Genomic DNA, 16239 nt, shown 5'->3' with positions numbered 1-16239 from the left:
AGCGCATGTTTCGAATTATGAAAAATCGAATTCCTCTATGGAGTGTATTAGGGGCGATTCTCTTTATGGTTTTACAAGTAATGGGCAATTTGTATTTGCCGAATATTACTTCAGATATTGTTAATAATGGGATCACTAAAGGTGATACTCATTATATCATAATGGCGGGAATCAAAATGATCGGAGTGTCGTTACTGGTTATTATTGCCGCAACGGTCAATGTTTCTCTAGCTTCACAAGCATCACAAAAGTTAGGGAAAAATTTACGGAGTGACATTTATCGTAAAGTTTTGTATTTGTCGAATGATGAATTTGATCAAGTGGGAACTTCTTCATTGATTACCAGAACGACCAATGATGTGGTGCAAATGCAAAATGTCACAATGATGATGTTACGAATGATGATTATGGCACCAATTATGATGTTAGGTGCTAGTTTTATGGCTTATCAAAAAGATCAGCAGCTGACTAAGATTTTCATTATTGTCTTACCAATTCTCATCGTGGTAGTCGGCGTGATTTTATATTTTGCGGATCCTTTGTTTCGTAAAATGCAGGAAAAGACCGATCGGTTGAACTTAGTTTTTCGTGAAGGTTTAACTGGCGTGCGCGTGATTCGAGCTTTTCGCCAAGATGACTGGGAGCAAAAGCGGTTTGCGGCCGCTAATCAAGATTATACGCACAATGCCCAAAAGGTCTTTTCCATTGTAGCCGTGATGTATCCACTAACGACTTTAATCATGAGTGCTACTAATATTGCTATTACATGGCTGGGTGCGAAGTATATATCCATGCAAGTGATGCCCATTGGTAATTTGTTAGCCTTTATGACGTATGCTTCACAAATCTTAATGAGCGTTATGATGTTATCCATGATTTTTGTGGTCGTGCCCAGAGCTCAAGCTTCCGGGGTGCGGATTAACGAAGTTTTACAATTACAAAACCAGATCGTGGATCCAAAACAACCACAAGAATTGCAACAAGCTAGTGCAGCGGTAGCGATGCAACAGGTTACTTTTAGCTATCAAAATGCGCAGCAACCGGCCTTGCAAAAGATTGATTTTCAGGCGCAGGCCGGGCAAACTGTCGGAATTATTGGAGGAACTGGTTCTGGCAAGACAACCTTAATCAACTTGTTATGTCGGTTATATGATCCGCAGACCGGACAAGTTTTGGTTGATGGTCATGATGTCCGGCAAGTTAAGCAACAAGATTTGCGGCATGCTATTTCTTTGGTACCACAAAAATCAATTTTATTTAAGGGTACGTTACGCCAAAACTTACAGTATGGTAACCAACAGGCAACCGATGCCGAGTTGTGGCATGCACTCAAAATTGCGCAGGCCGATGATTTTATTGCCGCTGAAAAGGGCTTAGATACCTTGGTGGAACAAAATGGTGATAATTTCTCTGGTGGTCAAAAACAACGCTTGGCGATTGCGCGCGCTTTAGTGAAGCCAGCTGATATTTATATTTTTGACGACTCTTTTTCCGCGTTGGATTTTAAAACTGATTCCCAATTAAGAAAAGCCTTAAAAACTGATCCAGCGATGCAAGATAAAGTCGTCGTCATTGTCGGCCAACGAATTTCAACAATTTCTGATTCCGATGTTATTGTTGTCTTAGATCAAGGTCAGATGGTTGGTTTAGGAACACATCAAGAGTTGAAACAATCTAATACAACTTATCAAGAAATTATTAAATCTCAATTGAAAGGAGATACAATGAATGCCTAAAAATCATTCTGATCGTCGAAATTTTGGTCAACGTAAACCCCAAAACTTTTGGAAGACCACCTGGCGTTTATGCCGGTATTTATCCGATTTTTGGTTCTCAATTATTTTGGTACTAATTTTGGCTGTCACAGCCACGATTTTTCAAATTAAAACACCGAAGATTTTAGGTGAAGCGACAACGGAAATCTTTAAGGGTGTCATGACCGGTTTAGCCAAACAAAAGGCGGGTTTTAATATTACGCAATTCCCAGTTAATTTTGGCAAAATTGAACAAATTTTAGCAATTGTTGCTTTAATGTATTTGGGTTCGGCCGTTTTTAATTTCTTACAACAAATTTTGATGACGCGTGCTTCCCAGCAAACGGTTTACAAATTGCGGCGGGATTTAAAATTAAAAATGAAGTTTTTGCCGATTAATTATTATGATACCCATGATAATGGCGATATTATGTCGCGGGCGATTAATGATATGGATAATATTGCTAGTACGTTACAACAAAGTATTACGCAATTAGTTACCAGCATTGTCACTTTGGTCGGAACATTATGGATGATGTTCTCGATTAGTTGGAAATTGACTTTAATTGCCTTAATCACCGTTCCGGTTAGTATCATTGTGATTGGCTTGATTGCGCCCAAATCGCAAAAAGCTTTTTCTGCTCAACAAGCTTCTTTGGGATTATTGAATAATCAAATTGAAGAAAATTATGGTGCGCATTTAGTAGTTAAAGCCTTTAATCATGAACCAGAAGCTTTAGCAGAATTTGAAGAAGAGAATAATCGCTTATACCATTCTGCTTGGAAAGCACAACTCTGGTCCGGTTTAATGATGCCGTTAATGACTTTTGTGAACAATTTGGGTTATGTGGGCGTCGCTATCTACGGGGGCATTCAAGTAGCTCATGGTCGTTTGCCGATTGGTGATATTCAAGCTTTCTTGCAATACACGCAACAGTTTTCACAACCGATTAATCAATTAGCTAATTTATCCAATACGATTCAAGCAACAGTTGCTTCAGCAGAGCGGATTTTCGCCATCATGGATGAGCCAGAAATGCCGCACACACATGTTGATATTGCTGACGAAGAAACTGCTAATTTGATTGAATTGGATCATGTGCAATTCGGCTATCAGGGACAACCACTGCTTTTAAAAGACTATTCGCTACAAGTTAAACCGGGTGAAATGGTGGCAATTGTGGGACCAACCGGCGCCGGTAAAACAACGATTATTAACTTGTTGGAACGCTTTTATGATATTAGTGGTGGTTCGATTAAACTAGCTGGTCAGGATACGCGTAACTTAAAGCGTGAAGATTTGCGGAGTCACTTTGCGATGGTGCTGCAAGATACATGGTTATTTACCGGCAGTATTTACGACAATTTAAAATATGGCCGTGAAGATGCAACTCAAGAAGAAATTATGGCGGCTGCTAAAGCTGCGCACGTCGATGAATTTGTGCAACAATTACCACAAGGCTATGACACAATTTTAAATGAAGAAGCTTCTAATATCTCTCAAGGACAACGTCAGTTGTTGACCATTGCGCGAGCTTTTGTAGCAGATCCGGAAATTTTAATCTTAGATGAGGCGACTTCCTCAGTTGATACGCGCACTGAGATTCATATTCAACATGCTATGGAGCGTTTATTAAAAGGCCGGACGAGCTTTGTGGTGGCGCACCGTTTATCAACCATTCAAGATGCTGACCAAATTATTGTCATGAATCAAGGATCAATTATTGAAACAGGCACGCATGACGAGTTATTAGCCCAAAACGGCTTCTATGCTGATTTATATAATTCTCAGTTTAGTGGTAGTGTGGCGCTTTAATGGCAGTAAGGACAGATTATCTACTGGTTAAAATTCACCAACTAGTGGTAGAACAAGTAGTTCCTGGAGTCAGTTGTGCTTTAATTACACCGGACAATTGCTATCAAAATTGTTGGGGTTGTAATGCTTGGCAACCGCAAGTTACGCAACTGCACCAAAACAGTTTATATGACTTAGCTTCGTTAACCAAAGTTTTAGGTACGACGACTGTTTTACTAAAGTTGATTGAACAGGGAATATTATCCTGGGATAGTAAAGTAGCGACTTATTTGCCATTATTTACTGATCAACGTGTGACTTTGACGCATCTAATGACGCACACTTCTGGCATTCGGGGTTACATTCCTAATCGTGATCAATTATCGGCATCGCAATTGTTAGTTGCCCTACAAGAATTACCGATCACAACTGAGTTTGAGCAAGTAGTGCGGTATACCGATACGGGGCCAATTTTAGCAGGCTTAATCATTGAACAAATTTATCAACAACCAGTACAAACGGTCATTGAACAAGAAGTTTTACAACCCTTAGGGTTAACGACAGCAACGTTTCATCCGGAGGCAGCAAAATGCGTCGTAACTAATCAACGGGCTGGTCATTGGTTACAGGGAGAAGTTCATGATCCTAAGGCTTATCAATTAGGTCAGCATTGTGCTTCAGCCGGTTTATTTGCTGCTATAACGGATTTAATCCGATTTACGCAATTTATGCTGGGACAATTATCAATTTTGCAGCCACCAATTCAACAGGATATGGTGACCGGTTTATTTCAAGATTTTACCCAGCATCATTTAGGACGTTCATTTGGTTGGGATCTCCGCAAAAATGCGCAACAACAATGGGTGTTGTATCATACCGGCTATACAGGGAACTTTTGGTTGATTGATCGCTTCCGTCAGCGAGCATTAATTGTGTTGAGTAATCGGGTACACCCGTTTAATAACAATCAACGTTTCTTAAGTCAAAGAGACGCAATCGTGAATTTATTTTTACAATAAGGAAAAATAAAGACAGTTTATTGAGGAATCAAGTTAGAATCCCATCTAAACTGTCTTTTTTAGTAGTTTTGATAGTAATAAATAGCTAATTGAGTGCGATCGCGCAACTGCAGTTTGGTTAATAATTGACTGATCTGATTTCGAATCGTGCCCTCACTTAAAAACAAAGTTTGAGCAATTTCCTTGTTGTTTTGTCCAGTGGCCACTAATTGGAGGATTTCTTGTTGCCGTTGAGTCAAAGACTCATGGGTAGCATTTAATTTAGACGGAATGTTGGGCCATTGATGTTGGATTTTAGAAACAATTTCATCGCCATAAATGTATTGATTATTGGCAACGGCGTGAATAGCGGGCACGATACTTGTGAACTTTTGTTTGATTAAATAACCTTTAACACCAATTGCCAGTGCTTGACTAATATATTCATTATCACTAAAAGTTGTCAGCAATAAAATTTTTGCTCGTGGATATTTTTGTAAGATAGTTTGTGCCGCTTTTAAGCCTAACTGATCTGGTAGGCGAATATCTAACAATAAGACATCAGGTTGAATTTGTTCGTATAGATGTATAGCGGCTTGTGAATTATAGCCACAAGCACTAACTGTTAACTGTGAATCAGCTTCAATAATAGTAGTTAAAGCTTGTGTAACCAAATGATCGTCATCAATTACGATTACCCTGAGCATTAGTTAGTCCTCCTTTAGGAATAATTAAAGTTACGAAAAATTGGTCTGCTTTGGTGTGAAAGTGAATTTGTCCATTTAATTCTTGAGCACGTTGTGTCATGTCCGTTAATCCCATTCCTGGCTGATAGTTGGTGGGCGCACCGTTATTAATGATTTGTAAACGATTAAAAGCCGGTAATTCTTGAAAATTAAATCGAACTAAAGTTGCATGGGAGTGTTTCATAATATTAGTTAAAGCTTCTTTAATAACCAAGATAACATTGGTTTGTTGCCGGGAATTAAGAACAAAAATCTGTCCGTGGCACTTTAGTGAGCAAAACTGAAAATTATTACATAAAAGTTCGAATTCTTGTGGGAATGATAAGGATTTATGCTGTAATTGGTGAACGTTTAAACGAATACTATCTAACGCTTGGTTCATGGTTTGTTCTAAATTAATGAGTAATGGTTTTAATTGTTCATTTTGATTGATCGTTTGTAACGCGGCTACTTGCAAGAGACTGCTAGATAATAAGTGACCGACGTTATCGTGAATGTCACGGGCAATTTTGTTACGTTCATTGGCAATTTGTAATTGTAATTGTGTTTGATTAGCACTTTTTAAAGCAACATTTTGTTGCTTCAATCTTTTTTGTTGTTCAAAACTATCATCTTGTAACTTTAAATTGGCTTGATAAAGTTGTCGAATCAACTGATTACAATGATTCAAGATGAACGTTATGAAAATTAATCCCAAAAGCAAACTACTGGTCCAGTTAAAATGCCAGATAAGAGGAATACTAATGATTAATAAACAATATTTCCAGGGAAATTTAGTCCATTGTAGAGTGAATAAACAAACCATTGGCAGAAAAAAGCAAAAATTTGGTTGCCAGATGCTTAAACAACTAGTTGTGATTAGTGGAATCCAGCCGGGATTAAAGGAAACTGGTAATAATAAGCTACCTAAACATAAGATACTGATTAGAGGGTAAATAACTGCAGTAGTTGTTGTTTGCTGATGATAAAATAATAGTCCACAAATGACTGTAATAATTAGTAGTGACCACTGATTGTATTTAGTTGGTGAATGCAGCATTTTGACTCCTTTGTGACAAATGTCATTAGTTGTTTGAATAAATGTAACTATTTAATATGGAATACTTCTATTATATTAAATTTAAAGTTCAAAAACAGGGGGCTTCTTATTTTGATAATTGATGTGCACAATTTGGTTAAACGTTATGATAAGCAAAAAGTTTTAAATCATTTGAATCTGCAAGTTAAGCCAGGTGATATTTTGGGTTTGTTAGGCCCCAATGGCAGTGGCAAATCAACTTTAATTAATTGCATTTTAGGCCTATTAAAATATGATCGGGGTGAAATTAAAGTTTTTGATCAAATCATGACTCCGACTAATTACGCAGTGAAACAAAGGATCGGTTTAGTTCCGCAAGAATTAGCATTGTTTGCTGAATTGACCGTACAAGAAAATGTTGATTATTTTGTGGTTTGTACGTGCAAGACAAGTAAAAACGTCGGACTTTAGTTAATCAAGCTTTAGAATTGGTGGAACTTCAGGACTTTAGGAAATATTATCCCAAACAATTAAGTGGTGGCTTTAAACGACGGTTAAATATTGCTTGCGGGATTGCTCATCAACCAGAATTGATTTTCTTTGATGAACCTACGGTTGCCGTAGATCCACAAAGCCGAAATAAAATTTTGGAAAGCATCAAACAGTTAAACCAAAACGGCGCTACCATTATTTATACCACGCACTATATGGAAGAAGCTGAATATTTATGTGATCCTATCGTAATCTTAGATCGAGGCGAAATTATTGCTCGAGGGACTAAAGACCAATTAATTGCAATGATTCAAACTGATTCTAAGTTAATGATGGAAGTCCCACAAATTACACCTGAACAATTGCAGCAGTTAACCAAGCTTCCAGGAATGGTGCGTGTGGAATATCAATCTCGACAGTTAGTTTTATGTAATCAAAATTTGAATCAAAATTTAGTAACGATTTTGGAGTATTTTACCCAAAATCAAATTTTATATGCCAATTTAAAAATGCAACAACCTGATTTGAATGATGTTTTTTTAACGATCACGGGACGTAAATTACGCGATTAAGGAGCAGATGATGAGACTATTAATTAAATATCGTTTAAAGATATTGATTAAACAGCGTTGGTTCTTGTTTTGGATGGCAATATTTCCATTAGTTATGGGAATCTTAATGAAATTAGCTTTTAGTCAATTAGACCAAGATGCTACCACGTTTAACTTAGACCAAATTTCAGTGGCAGTTGTTGACCATAAACAGACAGATACGCACTTATTAAAGCAGGCTTTAACACAATCTAGAATGCAACATCAAAAATTGTTTAAAGTGCATCAATTGTCACAAAGTACGGCTCAACAACGACTACATGCGAACCAAATAGCCGGTTGTTTTGAATTTAAACAAGGACAATGGCGGCTAAATATTATCAATTCGGATGACCAACAACGGATTTTACAAGATTTTTTGACGACTTACTTACAAAATTACCAAATTATTCAACAACAAATTGCCAAAAAACAAAGTATTAACTTACCGACAAATCGCCAGTGGTTGAGTAATCAAGCGCGTCCCCGAAATTTTAGTATTTTGAGTTTTTATTTCTTTGCGCTATTGGCATTGTCAACTATGGATGGCTTTACGATTGGATTGACATTGAATTATGATGAACAACCGCAACAATCAGCCCGTGGAATACGTCTACAAATCAGTCCGCTTAATTATTTGAAAATTTGGTTCAGTGATTTAGTGGCTGCTTGGGTCATTTTTTATATCATTATGTTAATAGCTGTCAGCTTCTTTCATTGGGTACTACGAGTCAGCTTTGGTTCCCACATAGGTTGGTTATTGGTAACGATTGCATTAGGTTGTTTATTAGCCATTACTGGTGGTCAATTATGGGGAAAATTACTTGCAAAAAAGAATCTAAATCAACAACTGAGTTTAGGGTTGGTACTAGTTTTAACCAATTCATTTTTGAGCGGAATGATGGGTGATACTGATTTTAAATTTTGGATTGATGTTCATTTACCGATATTGGGACAATTAAATCCTAATAATTTACTGACTAATTGTTTTTATCAATTATTCTCCTATCGCAAACTGCAAGCATATTATCAAAACTTATGGTGGTTGATAATTTTATTAGTAATCTTATTTGTGATTAATCTTGTCTTACAAAGAAGAAAGAGCTATGACTATTTATAAAACTGTGTGGAAAATTTTGCGAAAGAATTATAGCACTTTATTAATTAGCTTAATTGTGACAATGGCGATGGTGATTTTTATTAGTTTCCAAACCCAGACCACTTCTTTAAGTCAACCAAAAATTGTTGTCTTAAGTTCAAATGAAAATAAGACAGTGAAGGCTTTTAAGGCTTATTTAAAAGATCAAAAAGCTTACCAGGCAGTTGGAAAATTTCCGACTAATAAATTAAGTGATGCTTTATACTACCAAGAAATTGACGCCGTGGTTAAATTGCCGGCTAATTTGCAGCAGCGATTACAAGCACACCAAAAGTTTAAGCTGAAGGTCCAACTAGCTCCTAATGCTAGTTCTCAACTAGCAGGAAAATTGATTAATCGCTATTTTAATACACTAGTTAATTATCAAAGAAATAATGCTCAATTGTCCTGGTCCCAAATTTTAAGTAAAACAAAAACTAACTTAAAGATTAAAGGTCAAATTGATTATGATCATGATTACTACAGACAACGACAAAATACGATCGCAGCCGCTTTTTATGGTGCTTTAGCTTATGGCTTAGCAATGACCATTTTTAGTGGTTTTCAAACCGTAAGTTTAAAATTTAATAAATTTGAAATCTATCAACGTAATTTTTGTTCACCCAATTCTCTCAAAAAAATTCGTACTCAAATTAACAATGGTTTGTTGAGCTATTTAGCAATTATTTTTGTCTTGTTTATGATTTTAATCGAAGTATTTGCACAAAGTTCTTGGAAAGTAATCGGTTTTTATTGGCTCAATTCTTTCTTATTTGCATTAACAACTACAGCTTTAGCTTCATTGGTTGCTAGTATTGCTAAAAATGCAGCTACCATGAATAGTTTTTCGACCATCTACGTTTTAGGATCATGCTTTTTAGGCGGAGTTTTTATTAGTCAAGAGTTTTTGCCGAAGATAGTGCATCAAGTTGCAGCTTTAACACCGACTTATTGGTTTGTGAAGGTCAATGATTTGATTGCGAACGATCAAATGCTTTCAGGTCAATTTTGGAAATTTGAACTCATTTTAATTTTGTTTGGCTTAGTTTTTCTTGTTTTACAGGCCCTGTATCAACGCTTACAAAACCAACAATTGGTGTTTAATGAATAATAATTATAAAAAGACGCAGCCAAGAATCAATAAGATCAATCATCTTACGATTCCTGCTGCGTCTATTTTAGTTTGACTAAACATTAAGCTAAATTCTTTTGTTTAATGTAGCCTTGATCGACTAATTTTTTGCGTAATTGTAACATTGCCGTATAAGTAGCTAAAACATAAATCTTTTCGGGTGCTTGTTGTTTCAACTTAGTTAAAAAGGTATCTAAATCAGGAACATGTTGTAATTGTTCTGCTTTAACGCCAGCGACCTGAAAGCGAAAATGGATGTCATGCCAACGTTCACCGCCAGTAATCACTTGGGGCATCTTGGTAAATGGTAATTGTTCAAAATTACCATCCCAAATCCAACTAGTATCAATACCGTCAGCATAATTAGCATTTAATAAAAATCCGAGACTATATGGATCATCGTCGGAATTTAAGGTACTGATCACTTGGTTTAAGCCCACAGGATTTTTAACGAGGATAATGGTTAGCTGCTTATCATCTAACGTGATGACTTCTTGGCGACCGAAAACTTGTTCATTATAGCTGAAAGCTTGCTTAATTTGATTAGGCGAAACGTTAAACTCACTACCAGTAGCATAAGCAGCTAAAGCATTGTAGATGTTATACATGCCCCCAATATTAATGGTAAAGTTAGTTTGATCAATTGCAAAGCTAGATTGATTAGGCATTAACTGTTCAGTACTGGTCACTTGATAATCTAATTGTGGTCGGTGGAAATGACAATGAGGACAGAAATAATCGCCTAAATTAGCATAAGTAATCATATGATAATGCATAATCTGATGACACTTAGGGCAAAGAACACCATCAACATTAAAATCGGCCCGTAAATCAGTGGTTAATTGCTGCTCGTTGCCAAAGCCGTAATAAATTTTAGGATTGGGCAAGTCATCAACTTGAAAAATGGCAGCATCGGCATTGATAATTAATTTAGCTTGCGGTGCTAATTTAATGCCCGCTCGAATTTTGTCCCAGGTAGTATAGATTTCACCGTAGCGATCCATTTGGTCTCGAAAAATATTAGTCAAAATAAAAGCGCTGGGCGTCATGGCTTGACAAATTGGTTCGACATTAGCTTCATCAACTTCTAAAATGGCAATTTTTTTAGTAGCATCATCTCGCCGATCACTTAAAAAAGCTGATGTAATTCCTTGGATCATATTGGAACCAGTCGGGTTGGTTAACAGATGATCGTATTCTTGCTGTAAGATTTTAGTAATTAAGGAAGTAGTTAAAGTTTTGCCATTAGTCCCCGTCACAATAATCACTTGATAATCTTGACTGAGTTCTTTTAAAACGTTGGGATCAATCCGGTAAGCTAATTTCCCGGGTAAGGAACTGCCGCGATGAAAAACATCATGCAAAATTTTATAAGTTACTTTGCCGCAAGTGGCTGCTAGTTTTGATTTTAAGCTCATGTAAACACCCTTTTTAATTAATAAAAAAATCATACCATAAAAATTCTGCTAAGGTATAGTTGATTAGTATTTATCTATAGAAGTTTGTTCAGAATTGCGTATAATAAAAAGCGGTGAATCTAAATAAAGGAGTTCCAAGTTGTGGCACAATTATTCTTTCGCTACGGGGCAATGAATGCTGGTAAATCAATTGAAGTTTTAAAAGTAGCTCATAATTATGAGGAACAAGGCAAGCATGTTCTTTTATTGACCAGTGGTTTAGATAACCGTAATGGTGTGGGTAAGATTGCTAGTCGGATTGGTCTAACGCGTGACGCATTAGCATTGATGACTCAAGATAATTTATTTGAACTAGTTCAGACGCAAACTTTAACTCAAACAATTTCTTGTGTTTTAATTGATGAAGCTCAGTTTTTAACAGCTGAGCAAGTCAAACAAGCGGCTCGAGTAGTTGATGATTTGAGTATTCCAGTGATGGCGTTTGGTTTAAAGAATGATTCATTAAATCACTTATTTTCTGGCTCAGAAGCCTTATTAATTTATGCTGATAAGATTGAAGAAATGAAAACAATCTGTTGGTTTTGTGAGAAAAAAGCTATCATGAATCTCCGTGTAACTAATGGTCAGCCCGATTATGGTGGTCAACAAGTGCATATTGGGGGCAACGAATCATATTATCCTGTTTGCCGGCGGCATTATTGGCATCCAGCAATCAAAACAGAAGGTGAGAAATAAATGGACAAAATTTTTGATCAATTGCAGGGCTTAGTTGAACGTTTTGAAGAACTGCAAGAAATGATGAGTGATCCAGAAGTGATTAGTGATACACCTCGTTATTTGAAAATTTCTAAAGAAGCAGCTGATATGCAAGAAGTTGTTGATCAATTTAAAAAATATCAACAATTAAAATCAGATATTACAGAGAGCAAGGAAGTATTAAACGAAAGCCATGATGCTGATTTGGAAGCTTTAGCTAAGGAAGATTTGGCAGAAATGGAACCGCAGTTACAAGCAACTGAAGAAAAAATTAAATTACTGATGCTTCCGAAAGATCCCAATGATGATAAAAACATTATTATGGAAATTCGGGGGGCTGCTGGCGGTGATGAAGCCAGCTTATTTGCCGGTGACTTGTTAAATATGTACGAACACTATGCTGAAAATCAGGGTTGGCATTTTGAAATTATTGATGAAAATAAAACCGAAGTTGGTGGCTATAAAGAAGTAGCCATGATGATTACGGGTAAAAATGTTTATTCCAAATTAAAATTTGAAAATGGCGCTCATCGGGTACAGCGAGTTCCTTCCACAGAATCTGCTGGTCGGGTGCATACTTCAACGGCTACGGTAGCAGTGATGCCCGAATACGATGAAGTAGATTTAGAAATTGATCCGAAAGATATTCGCGTTGATGTTTACCGTTCTTCCGGTGCTGGTGGGCAACATATTAATAAAACTTCTTCAGCAGTCCGTATGACCCATTTACCGACCGGTATTGTAGTGGCAATGCAAGATCAACGTTCACAGCAGCAAAATCGGGAAAAAGCCATGCAAATTTTGCGTTCGCGCGTTTACGATTATTATGAATCCCAAAACCAAAGTGATTACGACGCAGAACGGAAATCAGCAGTAGGAACTGGTGATCGTTCTGAACGGATTCGGACTTATAATTATCCGCAAAATCGGGTGACTGATCACCGGATTGGTTTGTCGTTAAACAAACTAGATAAAATTATTGGTGGTCAATTAGATGATATTATTGATGCGTTAATTTTGTCAGACCAAACTCAAAAATTGGAGCAAATTCAAAATGGTTCCACCAAGTTATATTGATGCCCAACAATGGGCTTTTTTAATACTTCAAAATCTGCCGCAAGGTCCAGAAATTGCCCAATATTTATTACTGGAATTAACTAATTGGACGCCGAGTCAGTTACAGTTTCATCAAAAAGATGTTGTTCCGTCAGAACTTTGGCAAAGATATCAAGCTGTTATTCGTCAAGCTCAGACGGGAGAACCGCCCCAATATATTTTGGGTCAAGCGTGGTTTTATGGCCGCCAGTTTCAAGTTAATGCCGCTACTTTAATTCCACGGCAAGATAGTGAAATGATGATCGCACAGATCTTGCAAGAGCACCCCCACGGCCGCTTGTTAGAACTGGGTACCGGTTCAGGAGCATTGGTAGAAACCTTGGCATTGGAAGGTCAATATCAAGCCGTCACTGCGACCGATATTTCCTCAGCGGCTTTACAAGTGGCGCAGGCTAATGCCCAACGATATCAGCTGACAATTGACTTTCGTCAAGGTGACTTATTTGCACCAGTGGCCGAGCAATTATTTGATGTAATTGTTTTTAATCCACCATATATCGGTGAAGAGGAACGTAAGTATATGGATCAATCAGTTTTAGAGTTTGAACCGCAGCAAGCATTATTTGCCACAGAACAAGGTTTAAGTTATTATCGGCGCATTTTTGCCCAATTTAGTCAATTTTTAGCACCAAATGGCCAACTTTATTTAGAATTTGGCTTTCAACAACAAGAAAAACTTAGTAAAATGTTTCAAGAGCAGGTCACGGGCTACCAAATTCAATTTTTCCGTGATTTGTCAAATCAACCGCGTTTTTTGCGAATTCAACGAAAAGAGGTGAATTAAATAATGGAAACGAAAATGTTTACTCGTGCTGATTTACCACAAGCAGCCCAACTACTAAAAGCTGGTCAATTAGTTGCTTTTCCAACCGAAACGGTTTATGGCTTAGGTGCTGATGCAACTAATGCCCAAGCCGCAGCAGCGGTTTATGTAGCTAAGGGGCGTCCGAGTGATAATCCGTTAATTGTTCATGTTAATTGTCCCGAGATGGTGTGGCAATACGCTGATGTGCAATTTAAATCCTTAGCTGAGCCTTTAATGAAGGCTTTTTGGCCGGGACCGTTAACCATCATCCTACCAGTTGCCGATCATAAGCTCTCTAAAACTGTTACCGGCGGCTTAAAGACGGCGGCTTTTCGGATGCCTGATAATCAATTGACTTTGGATTTAATTAGTGAGGTACAACGTCCTTTAGTTGGGCCTTCAGCTAATACTTCAGGCAAACCGAGCCCAACTTTACCGGAACATGTTTACCATGATTTACATGGTAAAATCGCGGGGATTTTAGCTGATGGTGCCACACGCGTCGGGCTTGAATCCACTGTTTTAGATTTAACTAGTGAGGTGCCCACAATCTTACGTCCGGGTGCTTTAACTGAGCAACAATTGTCCAAAGTTATTGGTACAGTTCAAACTAGTCATCATAAGGTTCAGGCTGGTGAAATTCCGAAAGCTCCGGGGATGAAGTATAAGCATTATGCTCCTAAAGCCCAGGTAATTGTTGTGGATCAGCCTCAAGATTTTGCTGCAGCATTAACTTGGGTGCAACAACAAAAGAAAGCTTTTGCCGTTATGGCCACTACTTCAGTTTTACAATCGTTAGATTTACAACAAGCAACAGATACTTTTTCATTGGGAGATTCTTTAAATTCAGCCAGTCATTTACTGTTTGCTGCCTTAAGACAATTTGATTTAAATGATCAAATTGAATATATTTTGGCGCAAGGCAGTTCTGATCAAGACTTAGGAATCGCTTATATGAATCGATTAAATAAAGCAGCTGGTAACCAGCATTTTAAAGCATAGGAGGAATTTAGGATGTCTAAATTTACAGTATTAAATCATCCCTTAATTCAACATAAATTAACCATTATCCGTAATAAAGATACGGGTACTCGCGTCTTTCGGGAGGTCGCTAATGAAATTGCCGAATTAATGGTTTATGAAATTACCCGCGATTTACCATTAGAAGATACCGAAGTAATTACTCCAATGGGTAAAAGTACACAAAAACAATTAGCTGGTAAAAAATTAGCCGTTATTCCGATTTTACGGGCTGGTTTAGGCATGGTTGACGGTGTTTTACGATTGATTCCAGCTGCCAAAGTTGGGCATATTGGCATGTATCGTGATGAAGAAACGTTAAAGCCACATGAATATTTTGTTAAATTACCACCTGATATTGATCAACGTGATTTGTTGATTGTAGATCCAATGTTAGCCACTGGAGGCTCTGCTAATATGGCCATTGAAGCCTTGAAAAAACGCGGTGCGCAAAATATGCGTTTAGTCGTTTTGGTAGCAGCGCCCGAAGGTGTACGGGCCGTACAGGAAGCGCATCCTGACGTTGATATCTATGCAGCATCTTTGGATGAAAAAATTACTGAAAGTGGTTATATTTTCCCAGGATTGGGTGACGCCGGCGATCGCTTATTTGGAACTAAATAAATTTTGAATTTTATGAGAAAATGTCTTTGATTTTATAACTTTTGGTGGTAATCTAGCCATGTGCCTTACTTTTTATTAAAAGGCAATGAAAAATAATGAAAGGGAGGAGTTGTGCTGGTTGGATGATTCATATCAATTTCTTTCAATTGGTGGGTTAACTTTTAATGTTGCCAATTGCTTGTCAACATTAATAGCTGCCGTGATTGTTTTTTTGGCCTTCTTTTTTATGTCACGCAAAATTAAAATGCGTCCAGGAAAAGCCCAAAATATGCTGGAATGGTTAGTTGATTTTACGAATAATATTGTTAAGTCATCGTTTCCCCAGAAGAGTGAAGCTCAACCATTTATGCTGTATGCATTTGTAATGTTTGCGTTTATCTTTATTTCCAACCAATTAGGCTTAATGTTTGAAATCATTGTTGGTGGTAAGACGTATGTTAAATCGCCAACATCGGATCCGATTGTAACAATGAGTTTAGGCATTATTACTTTGGTTTTATCGCATTATTTTGGCGTCAAAAAGCACGGCTTTGGTGGTTATTTAAAAACATATCTACAACCGATTGCTTTTTTATCACCAATTAACCTTTTGGAAGAGTTTACAAACTTTTTAACACTATCTTTACGGCTTTATGGAAATATCTTTGCTGGTGAAGTTTTGTTAAGTTTGATAACGAAACGTCTGGCACCATCATACGGAGTATGGACTTATATTGCTTCATTTCCATTAAGTATGATTTGGCAAGGTTTTTCTGTCTTTATCGGCGCTATTCAGGCTTATGTTTTTGTAGTTTTATCAACGGTTTATATTTCTGAAAAAGTAGTTAGTGAATAATG

At 37.2% G+C, this 16239-nt stretch carries 15 protein-coding genes and 1 pseudogene; 13 read left to right on the top strand and 3 right to left on the bottom strand.

The features are described 5' to 3' along the window. The first annotated feature begins 5 nt into the window (after positions 1-5). From AC3B6Y_RS01495 to AC3B6Y_RS01485, 3 genes are read left to right on the top strand one after another with little or no spacing between them, the layout of a single operon-like run. Entirely contained in the window at positions 6-1736 is a 1731-nt protein-coding gene (locus AC3B6Y_RS01495; RefSeq protein ID WP_489757770.1) for an ABC transporter ATP-binding protein, read from the top strand. Next, positions 1729-3570 carry an ABC transporter ATP-binding protein gene (locus AC3B6Y_RS01490; RefSeq protein ID WP_489757771.1) on the top strand — a complete coding sequence of 614 codons (1842 nt, stop codon included), beginning with the start codon at positions 1729-1731 and terminating at the stop codon, positions 3568-3570. The genes AC3B6Y_RS01495 and AC3B6Y_RS01490 overlap by 8 nt, the downstream gene beginning before the upstream one ends. Further along, entirely contained in the window at positions 3570-4568 is a 999-nt protein-coding gene (locus AC3B6Y_RS01485; protein WP_489791196.1) for a serine hydrolase domain-containing protein, read from the top strand. The genes AC3B6Y_RS01490 and AC3B6Y_RS01485 overlap by 1 nt, the downstream gene beginning before the upstream one ends. Before the next feature lie 59 nt (positions 4569-4627). Here the strand turns inward: AC3B6Y_RS01485 and AC3B6Y_RS01480 are convergent, their stop codons facing one another. Then, entirely contained in the window at positions 4628-5254 is a 627-nt protein-coding gene (locus AC3B6Y_RS01480; protein ID WP_489791195.1) for a response regulator, read from the bottom strand. Further along, complete coding sequence (locus AC3B6Y_RS01475) at positions 5232-5945, bottom strand: sensor histidine kinase (RefSeq protein WP_489791194.1); 714 nt, start codon at positions 5943-5945, stop codon at positions 5232-5234. The genes AC3B6Y_RS01480 and AC3B6Y_RS01475 overlap by 23 nt, the downstream gene beginning before the upstream one ends. 91 nt (positions 5946-6036) lie before the next feature. Here AC3B6Y_RS01475 and AC3B6Y_RS01470 point away from each other — a divergent pair, with 91 nt between their 5' ends. From AC3B6Y_RS01470 to AC3B6Y_RS01455, 4 genes and pseudogenes are all read left to right on the top strand, one after another. Continuing rightward, a complete protein-coding gene (locus tag AC3B6Y_RS01470) occupies positions 6037-6228 on the top strand; it encodes a hypothetical protein (protein WP_489791193.1) in 192 nt (63 codons plus the stop codon). Positions 6229-6443: 215 nt separating this feature from the next. Further along, positions 6444-7375: pseudogene (locus tag AC3B6Y_RS01465) on the top strand (ABC transporter ATP-binding protein). A gap of 7 nt (positions 7376-7382) precedes the next feature. Beyond that, positions 7383-8513, top strand: coding sequence for an ABC transporter permease (locus AC3B6Y_RS01460; RefSeq protein WP_489791192.1), 1131 nt, complete (start codon positions 7383-7385; stop codon positions 8511-8513). Further along, the gene (locus tag AC3B6Y_RS01455) at positions 8500-9642 is read left to right on the top strand and encodes an ABC transporter permease (RefSeq protein ID WP_489757778.1); all 1143 of its coding nucleotides are present in this window, start codon (positions 8500-8502) and stop codon (positions 9640-9642) included. Before AC3B6Y_RS01460 ends, AC3B6Y_RS01455 begins: the two co-directional genes overlap by 14 nt. Positions 9643-9725: 83 nt before the next feature. Here AC3B6Y_RS01455 and AC3B6Y_RS01450 read toward each other — a convergent pair whose 3' ends face one another. Then, positions 9726-11081 (bottom strand): MurT ligase domain-containing protein, encoded by a 1356-nt coding sequence (locus AC3B6Y_RS01450; protein ID WP_489791487.1) that lies wholly within the window; start codon positions 11079-11081, stop codon positions 9726-9728. Between the two features lie 141 nt (positions 11082-11222). On the opposite strand from AC3B6Y_RS01450, the gene AC3B6Y_RS01445 reads away from it, so the two are divergent. The 6 genes from AC3B6Y_RS01445 to atpB all read left to right on the top strand — a co-directional run bounded on the left by AC3B6Y_RS01445 (position 11223) and on the right by atpB (position 16237). Further along, complete coding sequence (locus AC3B6Y_RS01445; RefSeq protein WP_489757780.1) at positions 11223-11816, top strand: thymidine kinase; 594 nt, start codon at positions 11223-11225, stop codon at positions 11814-11816. Further along, entirely contained in the window at positions 11817-12914 is a 1098-nt protein-coding gene (prfA, locus tag AC3B6Y_RS01440) for a peptide chain release factor 1 (RefSeq protein WP_489775267.1), read from the top strand. After that, complete coding sequence (prmC, locus tag AC3B6Y_RS01435; protein WP_489757782.1) at positions 12892-13737, top strand: peptide chain release factor N(5)-glutamine methyltransferase; 846 nt, start codon at positions 12892-12894, stop codon at positions 13735-13737. Before prfA ends, prmC begins: the two co-directional genes overlap by 23 nt. A 3-nt stretch (positions 13738-13740) precedes the next feature. Next, a complete protein-coding gene (locus tag AC3B6Y_RS01430) occupies positions 13741-14760 on the top strand; it encodes an L-threonylcarbamoyladenylate synthase (protein WP_489757783.1) in 1020 nt (339 codons plus the stop codon). Between the two features lie 12 nt (positions 14761-14772). Continuing rightward, a complete protein-coding gene (gene upp, locus AC3B6Y_RS01425; RefSeq protein ID WP_489757784.1) occupies positions 14773-15402 on the top strand; it encodes a uracil phosphoribosyltransferase in 630 nt (209 codons plus the stop codon). 118 nt (positions 15403-15520) lie between these two features. Continuing rightward, positions 15521-16237 (top strand): F0F1 ATP synthase subunit A, encoded by a 717-nt coding sequence (gene atpB / locus AC3B6Y_RS01420; RefSeq protein ID WP_489757785.1) that lies wholly within the window; start codon positions 15521-15523, stop codon positions 16235-16237. Positions 16238-16239: the final 2 nt, after the last annotated feature.

This window comes from Bombilactobacillus sp. ESL1092, assembly GCF_058107465.1.
This window is presented reverse-complemented; position numbering and strand designations above follow the sequence as displayed.

What these genes read in the sequence shown, in the direction of transcription:
- AC3B6Y_RS01495 (WP_489757770.1), top strand. Translation starts at nt 6, where the DNA reads ATGTTTCGAATTATGAAAAATCGAATTCCTCTATGGAGTGTATTAGGG.
- AC3B6Y_RS01490 (WP_489757771.1), top strand. Translation starts at nt 1,729, where the DNA reads ATGCCTAAAAATCATTCTGATCGTCGAAATTTTGGTCAACGTAAACCC.
- AC3B6Y_RS01485 (WP_489791196.1), top strand. Translation starts at nt 3,570, where the DNA reads ATGGCAGTAAGGACAGATTATCTACTGGTTAAAATTCACCAACTAGTG.
- AC3B6Y_RS01480 (WP_489791195.1), bottom strand. Translation starts at nt 5,254, where the DNA reads ATGCTCAGGGTAATCGTAATTGATGACGATCATTTGGTTACACAAGCT.
- AC3B6Y_RS01470 (WP_489791193.1), top strand. Translation starts at nt 6,037, where the DNA reads ATGATTAATAAACAATATTTCCAGGGAAATTTAGTCCATTGTAGAGTG.
- AC3B6Y_RS01460 (WP_489791192.1), top strand. Translation starts at nt 7,383, where the DNA reads ATGATGAGACTATTAATTAAATATCGTTTAAAGATATTGATTAAACAG.
- AC3B6Y_RS01455 (WP_489757778.1), top strand. Translation starts at nt 8,500, where the DNA reads ATGACTATTTATAAAACTGTGTGGAAAATTTTGCGAAAGAATTATAGC.
- AC3B6Y_RS01450 (WP_489791487.1), bottom strand. Translation starts at nt 11,081, where the DNA reads ATGAGCTTAAAATCAAAACTAGCAGCCACTTGCGGCAAAGTAACTTAT.
- prfA (WP_489775267.1), top strand. Translation starts at nt 11,817, where the DNA reads ATGGACAAAATTTTTGATCAATTGCAGGGCTTAGTTGAACGTTTTGAA.
- prmC (WP_489757782.1), top strand. Translation starts at nt 12,892, where the DNA reads ATGGTTCCACCAAGTTATATTGATGCCCAACAATGGGCTTTTTTAATA.
- AC3B6Y_RS01430 (WP_489757783.1), top strand. Translation starts at nt 13,741, where the DNA reads ATGGAAACGAAAATGTTTACTCGTGCTGATTTACCACAAGCAGCCCAA.
- upp (WP_489757784.1), top strand. Translation starts at nt 14,773, where the DNA reads ATGTCTAAATTTACAGTATTAAATCATCCCTTAATTCAACATAAATTA.